The 12324-nt window shown below is 66.7% G+C and carries 9 protein-coding genes; 4 read left to right on the forward strand and 5 right to left on the reverse strand.

The window, feature by feature from the left end; genetic code table 11:
• Positions 1 to 37: 37 nt before the first annotated feature.
• Positions 38 to 1237, reverse strand: coding sequence for a cation:proton antiporter (locus tag AX709_RS07775; RefSeq protein WP_066548432.1), 1200 nt, complete (start codon positions 1235 to 1237; stop codon positions 38 to 40).
• A gap of 208 nt (positions 1238 to 1445) precedes the next feature.
• On the opposite strand from AX709_RS07775, the gene AX709_RS07780 reads away from it, so the two are divergent.
• The gene (locus tag AX709_RS07780) at positions 1446 to 2999 is read left to right on the forward strand and encodes an MFS transporter (RefSeq protein ID WP_082731021.1); all 1554 of its coding nucleotides are present in this window, start codon (positions 1446 to 1448) and stop codon (positions 2997 to 2999) included.
• A gap of 52 nt (positions 3000 to 3051) precedes the next feature.
• Entirely contained in the window at positions 3052 to 4107 is a 1056-nt protein-coding gene (gene alr, locus AX709_RS07785; protein ID WP_066548438.1) for an alanine racemase, read from the forward strand.
• Between the two features lie 60 nt (positions 4108 to 4167).
• Here alr and AX709_RS07790 read toward each other — a convergent pair whose 3' ends face one another.
• The 3 genes from AX709_RS07790 to AX709_RS07800 all read right to left on the reverse strand — a co-directional run bounded on the left by AX709_RS07790 (position 4168) and on the right by AX709_RS07800 (position 9729).
• Positions 4168 to 7236: a TonB-dependent receptor domain-containing protein gene (locus AX709_RS07790; protein WP_066548446.1), complete on the reverse strand. Its 3069-nt coding sequence runs from the start codon at positions 7234 to 7236 to the stop codon at positions 4168 to 4170.
• Between the two features lie 239 nt (positions 7237 to 7475).
• The gene (locus AX709_RS07795) at positions 7476 to 8648 is read right to left on the reverse strand and encodes an acetyl-CoA C-acetyltransferase (RefSeq protein WP_066480459.1); all 1173 of its coding nucleotides are present in this window, start codon (positions 8646 to 8648) and stop codon (positions 7476 to 7478) included.
• Positions 8649 to 8712: 64 nt separating this feature from the next.
• The gene (locus AX709_RS07800; RefSeq protein ID WP_156454196.1) at positions 8713 to 9729 is read right to left on the reverse strand and encodes an alpha/beta hydrolase; all 1017 of its coding nucleotides are present in this window, start codon (positions 9727 to 9729) and stop codon (positions 8713 to 8715) included.
• Positions 9730 to 9823: 94 nt separating this feature from the next.
• Between AX709_RS07800 and phaR the strand changes: the two genes are divergently transcribed.
• Positions 9824 to 10393 carry a polyhydroxyalkanoate synthesis repressor PhaR gene (phaR, locus tag AX709_RS07805; protein ID WP_066480462.1) on the forward strand — a complete coding sequence of 190 codons (570 nt, stop codon included), beginning with the start codon at positions 9824 to 9826 and terminating at the stop codon, positions 10391 to 10393.
• Between the two features lie 168 nt (positions 10394 to 10561).
• On the forward strand, positions 10562 to 11029 hold the full coding sequence (locus AX709_RS07810) for a GNAT family N-acetyltransferase (RefSeq protein ID WP_066480464.1): 468 nt from the start codon (positions 10562 to 10564) through the stop codon (positions 11027 to 11029).
• Positions 11030 to 11380: 351 nt separating this feature from the next.
• Here AX709_RS07810 and AX709_RS07815 read toward each other — a convergent pair whose 3' ends face one another.
• On the reverse strand, positions 11381 to 12193 hold the full coding sequence (locus AX709_RS07815) for a class I SAM-dependent methyltransferase (RefSeq protein ID WP_082731020.1): 813 nt from the start codon (positions 12191 to 12193) through the stop codon (positions 11381 to 11383).
• Between the last annotated feature and the right edge of the window lie 131 nt (positions 12194 to 12324).

Raw genomic sequence — 12324 nt, forward strand, 5'->3', positions numbered from 1 at the left:
CCTGCCAGTGGCCCCGGCCTTCTCCGGGGCGACGGCGTTATCCTGCGCGCCCCACGACCCCCGCCAGCCGCTTCAGCCGGGGCGCGACCATCGGCACGGTCAGCATCGTCGATCCCACCGCCATCAGCAGCAGCGCGGTGAACGTCGCGTTCGTAATGATCTGACGGTCGAGCAGGATGTTGGCGAAGATGATCATGATCAGCGCCTTGGTCTGGAGCAGCCAGCCGATGATCCCCGCTTCGCCCCGCGCCCAGCCGAGGATGCGCCCAGCGAGGTGGACCCCCGCCAGCTTGCCCGCGACCGACGCGACGAGCAGCAACGCGGCGGCAGCGAATACCGCCGTGCCACCGACATCCCATCGGGTGCGCAGGCCCGTCGACAGGAAGAAGACCGGCATCATCGCCAGCAGCACATGGTTGCGGAACAGGTCCATGCGCGCCTGGTCGAACCATTTCGCATCGAGCACCGCGCCCGCTAGAAACGCGCCGACCATGAAGTGGATGCCCGCCCAGTCGGCGGCGAAACCACAGCCCGCCAGCCAGATCAGGCTGACATACCAGCGGTCGCGTTCATCGATCCGCGCCATCACGCGCCGCATCAGCAGCGCGGCGGCCGCGAAGCCGCACAGAAAGCCCGCCTGGCGCCCGACGCGTGCCCAGTCGAGCAGGATGATCGCGAGCACGCCCCAGATCGCGATGTCGTCCAGGCTGGCATAGCGCAGGATGCGCTGGCCGACGGGTGCGCGCAGCACGTCCAGCTTTTCCATCAGCAGGACGAGGATGGGCAGCGCGGTGACCGCGCACGCCATGCCGATGCCGAGCACCACCTGCCACGGTGCGCCCTGTGCTCCCGCCCAACCGGGAAAGCGCAGCATGACCAGTGCCGCCACACCGCCGAAGGCGAGTGGGGTCACCAGCGCGAGGCCCGCGGTCACGCCGGTTTCGCGCCGCTTTGCCCAGGCCTGGCTGAGGTCGAGCTCGATCCCCGCGATCCAGACGAACAGCATCACCGCCCACCAGGCGATGCCGTTCAGCGCGGCGATGACCTGGGGGTTGAAAACGAAGGCATAATAATCGGGAAAGGCCGCCCCCAGCACGCCGGGGCCGAGCAGGATGCCGCCGACAATCTGGACCACCACGAGCGGTGCCCAGTAATCGGTGCGCCCCAGCCGCCAGGCGAGATAGGGCACGCTGAAGATCAGCAGCATCGCGATGAGGAAAATCTCGGTCGTCGTCATCGCTTGCGGTCTGGCGTCCTCCCCTGGCGGCGGGCTTTACCGGCGTGCGCGCCCGCCAACAAGTCCGGCACCCGCCGTCCCGCGCCCCTTGTCCGGCGATGGCGACCCGCTACACAGTCGAAGACGAGTGGAAGAGGGGAAATTCATGGTCAGCCGCGCCGACCCGGTCGCCTATGTCGAGAGCGAGGACGAGCCGTCGCCCGCGGAGATGCGCCTGGTCATCACCGCGTCGTCGCTGGGCACCGCGTTCGAATGGTATGACTTCTTCATCTATGGCACGCTGGCCGCGTCCGGCATCATCGGCCGCACCTTCTTCCCGAGCGGCAACGAAACATTGCAGGCGCTGCTCGCCTGGGCCGGCTTTGCGGTCGGCTTCGGCTTCCGGCCGCTCGGCGCGATCGTGTTCGGCTATCTGGGCGACCGGCTGGGACGCAAATACACGTTCCTGGTGACGATCACGCTGATGGGCGTGGCGACGGCGGGCGTCGGGCTGGTCCCGGGCTATGCGACGATCGGGATCGCCGCGCCCGCGATCATCATCCTGCTGCGCGTGCTCCAGGGGCTGGCGCTGGGGGGCGAATATGGCGGTGCGGCGATCTATGTCGCCGAGCATTCGCCCCGCGGCAAGCGCGGTTTCCACACCAGTTTCATCCAGGCCAGCGTCGCGGGCGGCTTCATCCTCAGCCTGATCGTCGTGCTCGGCTTCAAGGGCGTGTTGCCGCGCGAGGTGTGGAACGACTGGGGCTGGCGTCTGCCCTTCCTGTTCTCGATCGTGCTGCTCGCCATTTCGCTGTGGATGCGGCTCAAGCTGTCCGAAAGCCCGGTCTTCGCCAAGATGAAGGCGGCGGGCCAGATGTCGGCCAACCCGTTCCTCGAAAGCTTCACCTATCCCGGCAACAAGCGCCGCCTGCTGATCGCGCTGTTCGGCATCGCGGCGGGCCTTACGGTCATCTGGTACACCGCGATGTTCTCGGTCCTGTCGTTCCTGCAGGGGCCGATGCGGGTCGAGGAGACGACCGCGCAGCTGCTGGTCGGCGGCGGGGCGATGGCGGGGCTGGGCTTCTTCATCCTGTTTGGCCGTATCTCCGACCGCACCGGGCGCAAGCTGCCGATCACGCTCGGCTATTTCGCGACGCTGGTGCTGCTGTTCCCGATTTTCTGGACGATCGGGTCGGCGGCCAATCCCGGACTGGCGCGCGCGTCGGCGCATGCGCCGATCATCGTGTCGGGGCCCAACTGTGCGTTCGATCCGTTCGCGAGTGTCCAGGCCGACGAATGCGGGCGGGTGCTCGACTATCTGTCCAAGCGCGGCATCAGCTACACGACCGAGGTGACGCCGGTGCTCGCCATGTCGATCGGCGGCACGCCGGTGCCCGACCGGATGATGGCCAGCCTGGACGACGTGCTGCGCGCCAACGGCTATCCGGTCGACCCGGTGGTGCCGCCGGCCGGGCACATCGTCGTCATCCTGTTGTCGATCATCCTGCTGAGCGCGCTGGCGGGGGCGACCTATGGGCCGGTTGCCGCGCTGCTGACGGAGATGTTCCCGGCGCGGATCCGCTACAGCTCGATGTCGATTCCCTATCATATCGGCACCGGCTATTTCGGGGGGTTCCTGCCCTTCATCAGCCAGTACATCGTCGCGCGCACCGGCGATCCCTATGCCGGGTTGTGGTACACGATGGCTGTCGTGGTGGTCGCGCTGGCGGTGACGCTGGTCGGGTTCAGCTATGGCCCGCCGCGCGGGGTGGAGGATCGCTGATCGGCGCGCGCGGGCTGGCGCATCGCCGCGCCCGGCGTTATCCGCCGCGACGATGATCGATCCGACGCCGCCGCCCGCCGCCCCCCTTCGCCTGATGCTGGACGGCGCGGCGCTGTGCGACAATTGGCGGGCATTGGCGCGAATGAGCGGCGCGGCGGCGTGCGGGGCGGCGGTCAAGGCCGACGGCTACGGGCTGGGCGCGCGTGCGGTGATGACCCGGCTGGCGGCGGCGGGATGCCGTGACTTCTATGTCGCGACCTGGGCAGAGGCGCTGGCGGTCGCTGACCTCGGCCTGGACGTGGCGGTGTTGCACGGGGTGCGGGCCGACGACCTGGCCGTCGCTATGGCCGCGCCCGCCCATCTGCGCCCGGTGTTGAACAGCGTCGACCAGGTCGCCCGCTGGCGCGACGCCGGCGGCACGCGCTGCGACGTGATGATCGACACCGGCATGAACCGGCTGGGCCTGTCGCCGGCAGAGGCGGGCGGCGGCGCGCTGGCAGGTCTGACGATCGACACGCTGATGAGCCACCTGGCGTGCGCGGACGCGCCCGACGACGCGATGAACGCGCGCCAGCGCGATGCGTTTGCGGCCATGGCGGCGGGAGTGCCGGCGCGGCGGCGCAGCCTCGCCAACTCCGCGGGGGTGGCGCTGGGGGCGGATTATCAGTTCGACCTGACCCGGCCGGGCCTCGCGATCTATGGCGGCGTGCCGGTCGCCGCCCTGGCGGACGCGTTGCGCCCGGTCGTAGGGATCGCGGCGCAGGTGCTGCAGTGCCGCGACATCGCGGCGGGGGATGCGGTCGGCTATAATGCGACCTTCACCGCCGCGCAGCCGATGCGGCTGGCGACGCTCAACCTGGGATATGCCGACGGCTATTGGCGCGGATTCAGCGGCGTCGGTCGGGCACGGATCGGCGGCGACGTGCGCGCGGTGCTTGGCCGGGTGTCGATGGACCTGACGATCGTCGATGTAACGGGGCTGGACGTGCGCGAGGGCGACTGGATCGCCGTCGACTATGCCCTGCCCGAAGCGGCGGCGGCGAGCGGGATGTCGCAATATGAGCTGCTGACCGGGCTGGGCCGACGGTTCGAGCGGGTGTGGTGCTGACACGAAAAAAAGGGCCGCCCGCCTTGTGGCGGACGGCCCGGAATGCGTTGAACGAACGGATCAGTAGCGAACGCGCGCCGTGATCGCGAAACGGCGTCCGAACGGGTCGTTGACGGATGCCGGGGCGATGATCCCGAAATACTCCTGACCGACGCGGTTGGTCAGGTTGGTGACCGAGCCGCTGAGCTGGAACGTTTCGTTCACGTCGAAGCTGATGCTGGCGTCGATCGTCACGTAATCGTCATACTGGTCGAATTCGCGGTTGTCGTTCGGGCCAGGGGCGCGATTGAAGCGCGAAACGAGCTGTTCGCCGGTATAATTGATGTTGGTCGAGATCGCGAAGCTGTCGTTGAAGTAACGCAGACGCAGCTGACCCTGGAACTCCGGATCGCCAAGGATTCCGTCCGAACGTGCCGGTGCGATACCCGTCGTGTCGACGATACGGCGCTTCACGTAGAACAGGCTGCCCGCCATCGAGACGCTGCCCGGCACCTTCAGACCGGTGAGCTTGGTGACATAGTCGGCCTCGGCCTGAATGCCCTCGAACAGGATACGCTGGCCGTTGACGAAGCCGCTGGTCACCGCCGGATTGGCGGGATCGGCGGGAACCTGGCCATTCGCATCGCGACGGATTTGCGAGCAGAAGCTGTTGCCGTTCGCCGGATCGTCGGCGTTGAAGCTCGCATTGTCGAAGCAACCCGAAACGATCTGCGCGACGGTCAGGTTGGCGATCGGCTGGCTCAGATCGATATCGAGATAATCGACCGAAACGACCAGTCCGGGAATGAAGCGCGGCCGCACGACCACGCCGAAGGTGAAGCTGTTGGCTTCTTCGTTCAACAGCGCCGAGTTACCGCCCGAACGACCCGGGACGGTTGCCGTTGCCGCGCTGAGCGGGGTCGCGTTGGGGAAGCGGGCGAGGAAGGCGGCGCAGTTGCGCGACCGGATGTCCGGCACCGGACCCGCGTTGATGTTCCCCGGCGCGCACAGGTCGGCGACGGTGGTGAAGGTATTGGTCACCGGCGCGAACAGTTCGACGACGGCAGGTGCGCGGAACGACTTCGTATAGTTGCCGCGGAACTGGACGTCCTTGATCGGCGAGAAGGTGCCGCCCGCCGCCCAGGCAAAGAACCCGCCGTTCACGGTGTTGTCGACATAGCGCCCGCGCGCGAACAGTTCGAGATTGTGGAAGAAGAAATCGTTGTTCGGCGTGAAGATCGGCAAGTTGATTTCGCCGAACACTTCATCGAGGTTGAACGACCCGCTGGTCGGCAGGATCGCGACCGAACGGCCAAGACCCTGCTGCAGGAAGGGATCGGGAACGAAATTTGCGCTTTCGTCGCGGTGTTCATAGCCGACGTTGAAGCTGACCGGGTTGCCGAACAGGTCGAAGGGCGAGCCGCCGACGTTGGCGTTGATGACCCATTGTTCGACGCGGCTGTTGGCGATGGTGTCCTGGATCACATAGGCCGAGGCCGCGCGCGACGGCGCACCTTCGCCGAAAACGCTCAGCGGGACGCAGCGCGCGTCGGCCGTGGGCGTGAAGCCCGGCGTTGCGTTGACCGTCGGGTTGGTCACGCAGCCGTTGATCGCGTTGACGAAGTTCTGCTGGTTGATCTGCTGGGAGATATCCCGATAGTCGGTGCGGCCCCACGTGCCTGTGACTTCGAAGTTGAACGAGCGCCCGAACGCCTCGAACGTGCCGTCGGTGCCGCCGACGACGCGATACAGGTCATTTTCGGAAACACCGGTCGCGTCGCCGAGGTCAAGGTTGATCCGGCTGACGCGGAAGGTCGAGTAGCCGTTGGCGACCAGGAGGTTGCGCGCCTGGGTCGACAGCAGCGGGTTGTTGACGCTGAAGGTCAGCGGGCCGCTGGCGCCGCCGAACAGCGTCGACTGGAACGACTGCTGCTGGATCAGCTCGTCGCCGCGACCGTTGAAGTACAGGCCCTCGGCGAACACGCGGATATTGTCGGTCAGCTCGTAATTGGTGAACAGATTGGCTGAAATGCGGCGGACATTGCTGGTGATCTGGGTGAAGTCGTTGAAGACGAAGCCGTCACCGTCCGAGTTGCGTGAAGCCGCGGCCGTGATGACGCCGCCATACAGCGTGCCGCGGTCATACGGGATCAGCGTGCCGTCCGGCGCGAACTGGTAATTGAAGTCGAGCGGCCGCAGCGCGCCGATATTGGCGATCACGCCGCCGCGGCTGAGCGAGGGGATGCCCGCGCGGGTCACCAGCACGGTGCCGGGGAAGCCGTCGCTCGCGCTGTCGTTGAACCCGATGTTCGGATTGATGCGGCCGTCGTTGAGCGGCGTACGACCCGCCGGCCCGAGCTGCGCCGCCAGAGCCGAGGTCGGGTTCAGCTGGCCGCCGACACCATTGCGCAGGAAAGGCCGGTCGTTGGTCAGGACGCCGTCGACCTCTTCGTAGCTCGCCGCGATCGAGATGTTGCCCCGACCGCCGGCAAAATCGTGGCCGTAGCCGGCCGAGAAATTGTACCGGAAATTGTCACCATATTCGGTGACGGCGGCGGTGCCCTGAATCTCCAGCTTGTTGAACCGGTTCTTCGTGATGACGTTGAGCGTGCCCGCGATTGCGTCCGAACCGTAAATCGGGGCGCCGCCGATCGCGACGCGGTCGATTCGCTCGACCAGGATCGGGTTGACGATGTTGAGGTCGACCTGCGTACCCGGCGCGGCGTTGCCGAAGATGGTCGTGACGTTCGACGACACCACGCGGCGGCCGTTGATCAGGGTCAGCGTGCGGTTCGAACCGAGACCGAAGGAGTTGATGAAATTGACGCCCTGGCCGAAACCGCCCTGCGCGCCGTTCGGCGTGACCGAGCCGCGGAAACCCGGCAGTTCGTTCAGCGCGTCGGCGACGTTGGTCAGACCGCGGTCTTCGAGATACTGGGAACCGATCGAAATGGTCGGTTCGAACAGATCGAACGACGTGCGGCGGATGCGCGAGCCGGTGACGACGATCTCTTCCGGATTCTCATTCTCAGTTGCCGGAAGCTCGCGGCTTTCTTCGGTCGTTTCCTGGTCCTGCGCGATGGCGGACTGAGGGAAAAACGCAACGGCGCCGGCAAGCGCCGTTGCAGACAGCAACTGGCTGATTTTCATTTTCATTGACCCCATGGTTGTCGTGCGTGGCAGCGATTTCCACCGCTTCGTCGCTAACTGATGGGATTGTTCAGATTCTGGCAAGGTTTCGCCGCGGGAACGAAACGAATTTAGCCCGAACCTGTGGTAGCAATGTCACATTGCTGCAATGCAAAATAAATGGCGCGCGCGAATCGTTCGCGCACGCCACCTTTCGCTTTCCAGATATTACGTGAGTGCAACCGCCGGGCGAATCCCCCTCAGCGTTCCACGCACATCGCGATCCCCATGCCGCCGCCGATGCACAGCGTGGCGATTCCCTTTTTCGCGTCGCGCCGGACCATTTCGTGGAGCAGCGTGGTCAGCACGCGCGCGCCCGATGCGCCGATCGGATGGCCGATCGCGATCGCGCCGCCGTTGACGTTGATCCGGTCGGGGTCCCAACCCATTTCCTTGCCGACCGCCAGCGCCTGGGCGGCGAACGCCTCGTTCGCCTCGATGAGGTCGAGATCGGCGATCGTCCAGCCCGCCTTCTCGAGCGCGCGCCGGCTCGCGGGGACCGGGCCGATGCCCATGATCGACGGATCGACGCCCGCCGACGCCCAGCTGGCGATGCGGGCCAGGATCGGCGCGCCCCGGCGCTCGGCTTCCTCGCGGCGCATCACGACGAGCGCGGCCGCCCCGTCATTGAGTCCGCTGGCGTTGGCGGCGGTCACCGTCCCGTCCTTCTTGAACGCAGGACGCAGGCCCGACACCCCGTCGATCGTCGCCCCGGCGCGGATATATTCGTCCTGGTCGATGACGGTGTCGCCCTTGCGGCCCTTGACCGTCACCGGCGCGATCTGGCCGGCGAAGCGGCCTTCGCTGCGCGCGGCTTCCGCCAGGTTCTGCGAGCGGACGGCGAATTCGTCCTGCTCGCCGCGCGTGATCTGATATTGCTCGGCCAGGTTCTCCGCGGTCATCCCCATGTGATAGCCGTTGAAGACGTCCATCAGCCCGTCCTTGATCATCGTGTCGACGAGGCTCAGGTCGCCCATCTTGGTGCCGGGGCGCAGCGACTGGGCGTGCGGGCTCATCGACATTGATTCCTGGCCGCCCGCGACGACGATGGTCGCATCGCCATTGGCCACCGCCTGGGCCGCGAGCGCGACCGCGCGCAGGCCCGATCCGCAGACCTGGTTGACGCCCCATGCCGGCACCTCCTTGGGCACGCCGGCCGCCATCGACGCCTGGCGCGCCGGGTTCTGCCCCTGCGCGGCGGTGAGCACCTGACCCATGATGACCTCGGACACCTCATCGCCGCTGACGCCCGACGCCGCCAGTGCCGCCTCGATCGCGACCCGCCCCAGCTCGTGCGCGGGGGTGGCGGCGAACGCGCCCAGGAAACTGCCGACGGGCGTGCGCTTGGCGGCGGTGATGACGATGTCGGTCATGGGCATGGGCTCCTGTCGCGGGTTGACGCCCTCTGGCGGGGCACCGATCTGAGTCGGGTCGCGCCTATCTAGCGAGCGCGATCCCCGATAACCAGTCCGCGAGCGGTGCCCAGAGCTGGTCGCGGGCGCGCTGGCCGACGACCATGCCGACATGGCCGGCATCGAGCGGGCGGACCTCGCCGCGACCGAGCGCACTGGCGGCGGGGACGATGCGGTCGTTGCGCGCGACGAACTCGATCGTCGGGATGTCGATCGCGTGCGGATCGACCGGCGTGCCCGCAACCTGCCACGCGCCGCGGCCGGGCGTATCGGCGGCGAAGAACTGCTCGAACATCTGCGCGCCCGCGCCATAGGTCAGCGGCGCGCCGCCATTGGCCCAATCTTCCAGCACCACGAAGTCGCGCGCGGCCGCGTCATCGGGATCGAGCGTGGCGAAACGTTCGTATTTGGCGATCGTGCGCGCGGGATCGAGCTGCCAGAAACAGGCCTGCAGCACCTCCATCGGGACCAGCCCCAACGCGTCGCATACCGGCTGCGTCTGGGCCCAGAGCCGCCCGATCTGCGCGCGCGCAGGCTCGCCAAAGCCCGAATAGTGCCACGGCGCGGCGATGAGGGCGAGGGCGGCGACCGGGCGCAGCGCCGCCGCCGCGATCGCCATCGTGCCGCCCAGGCAATAGCCGACCAGCAAGGGTTCGGCCCCCGCATCCTTCGTCACCGCGTCGATCAGCGGGACGAGCCGGTCGGCGACGTGCGCGGAGATATCCTCCTCCCGCTCGGCGGGATCGGGCGTGCCCCAGTCGACCAGCATCGCGCGCAGCCCGCGCGCGGCGAGCCAAGCGACCAGCGAGCGGCCGGGCGACAGGTCGAGGATGAACGGCGCGTTGATCAGCGACGGGACCAGCAGCACCGGCCGCCCCGATGCCGCCGCGCCGCCATGGTCACGCACGCTGACCCGACCGCACCGCGCAATTTCCCGGCCCGCCGGCGCGCGCGCCACGCGCGGCGCGGCCTGATAGGCGGCGAGCCCGGCCAGTGCGGCGCGGCGGCGCGCGGCGCATGCTGCGGTTTCCCGCTGCAACATGGCAAGAAACAGGGGCAGGGGGCGGGGGCCGTGTTGCGGTGCCGCAAGAAATGATGATAGGCTCGGATTTGACACAGTCGAGGGCTTTCATCCCATGAAGAAGCAATCCGCCGCGGGCGGTCCCGTCATCATCAAGAAATACGCCAATCGCCGGCTCTACAACACCGAAACCTCGTCCTACATCACCCTCGACCACCTCGCCGCGATGACTCGCGAGGGGCGCGACTTCAAGGTGATCGACGCGAAGAGCGAGGAGGACATCACGCATAATGTCCTGACGCAGATCATCATGGAAGAGGAAGCGCGCGGTCAGACGATGCTGCCGGTCAATTTCCTGCGCCAGCTGATCGCGCTTTATGGCGATTCGATGCAGGCGATGGTGCCGGGCTATCTGGAAGCGTCGATGGAGAGCTTTCGCCGCAACCAGGAACAGTTCAAGTCGGCGGTCGAGGGCGCGTTCGCCAATTCGCCGTTCGCCGAAATGGCCAAGCGCAACATGGCGATGTTCGAAGCCGCGACCTCCGCATTCAAGCCGGGCGGGTCGCCCAGCGACGCGGCGCCGGCAGCACCGACAGCCGAGGGCGGCGTCGGCAAGGACGCCGAGATCGCGGCGCTGCGTGCCCAGTTGGCCGACCTGCAATCCAAGATCGAAAAGCTGGGCTGACGCCGACCGGGGGCGGCGGGGCGCGTTCATTGTCCCGGCCCAAGCCGTTACGCGCCGGCCAATTTCAGCCAGGCCGTAGACGCAAAAGCCGCCGGTCGGCTGTCGACCCCATCGCGGACATAGCGAGAAGGATTGCAGTCCACCCGAGACCGGACGTAGTCGTGACAGATGCATATACGGCCATTCGAGGCTTCAGACTCCGAGGCCCTCGCCAGTCTTTTTCATGCGTCGGTCCGTCAAGCTGGGCTGGCCTATTATTCCTCCGAACAGGTTGATGCGTGGAGCCCGTCCAAGCCTGAGCCTGACAAGTACGTGCAGCAGGCTCGCGACAGAATATTCTTGGTTGCCGTCGATGACGATGGTGCCCTAGCAGGGTATGGGGACTTGGAGGCGAATGGACATATCGATCACCTGTATTGCCGACCCGATATAACGGGACAGGGTGTCGGCTCGGCGATCTATGCGGCATTGGAAAGCGCGGCCAAAGCAGCTGGGATAACGACGCTTTTCGTCGAAGCGAGCGAAGGCGCTCGCCGTCTTTTCGAACGTCGAGGCTTCGTTGTCGAAGCTCGCAACGACTTCACCTACAATGGCGTTGCCATGCACAATTACAGCATGTCAAAATTGATCGACTGACCGAGCTTAACGTTTGTTGTCTCCTCGCTTGGAGTGCAACCCGACAGTCCGCTTTCCACCCAGTGTCGGCCGGCCGGTCCTCCCGCCGAAATCCGCCGTTCATCCGTTCACGACCTCGATTGACCTCAGTGCGTCTCTCGGGCCTGGTGCTGAGGGCCAGCCTGCGCCGGGCGAGCGGAAGCCCCGGAGTTGCCAATGCAGCTTGGTGGATTCCGGTACGAGGTCGGGTTGACGACGCGACGCCGGTCGGGGCCTGCCTCCCGTGTCCTTTGCCGGTCAGCTTTCGGGCGAAAGAAAAGGGGCGCTGCCGGCCGGCAGCGCCCCTCAATTGTTGGCATGACGCCGTGCTGGTCAGGCCGGCTTGCGGAACTTGATCGTCATGCGGTCGCTTTCGCCGATCGCCTCGTACTTGGCGCGATCCTTGTCCTTCTCGGCGAAGTTGGGGGGCAGCGTCCACACGCCCTGGGGATAGTCCGCGGTGTCCTTCGGGTTCGCGTTGACCTCCGACTGGCCGACCAGCTCGAAGCCCGCCGCCTTGGCATAGGCGAGGACCGAACTGGTCTTCATATAGCCGCTCTTTTCCTCGGCCGCGCCGTCGCGGCTTTCGGGCAGGCGGTGTTCGACGACGCCCAGCGTCCCGCCCGGCTTCAGCATCTTGAAGATCGCGTTGAACGCGGCCTGGGTCTGATCGGTGCCACCGAAGCGCCAGTTATGGACGTTGCGGAAGGTCAGCACCACGTCGGCGCTGTTATCGGGCACGGTCGGTTCGCCGTCCTTGGCCGGAAACGCCGCCATCTTGACCGCGCCATAGGTTGCGGCGTCCTTTTCCTTGAGCGCGTTCAGCCCGCGAAAACCGTTGGGCATCGGTGCGGCGGCATAGAGCGTGCCCTTGCCCTTGGTCAGCGGCGCCAGGATCTCCGTATACCAGCCGCCGCCGGGCCACAGCTCGACCACGGTGTCGGTCGGCTTGACGCCGAAAAAGGTCAGCGTCTCGACCGGGTGGCGATATTTGTCGCGCGCCATATTGGCGGGCGTGCGGGTCGGCGCCTTGACCGCCGCGGCGATCGGGCTTTCCTCATGATGATTGGCGACGGCAATGCCGGCCGCGCCGGCAATGCCGACGCAGGACGCAAGGGCGGCGATCAGGACGAAACGGGTGCGCATAACGGCTCCTCAGCTACGGGGGGTCTTGTCGTGCGGCAGTGATGGGATAGGGGCGGTCGCGATGCAAGTCGGACTCTGGATCGCCGCCGCGCTTTCGCTGGCGCTGGCCGTCGTGGCGGGCGTGGCGGAGC

Origin of the sequence: Sphingomonas sp. CCH15-F11 (assembly GCF_001557005.1) — a bacterium.
Lineage (GTDB): Bacteria > Pseudomonadota > Alphaproteobacteria > Sphingomonadales > Sphingomonadaceae > Sphingomonas.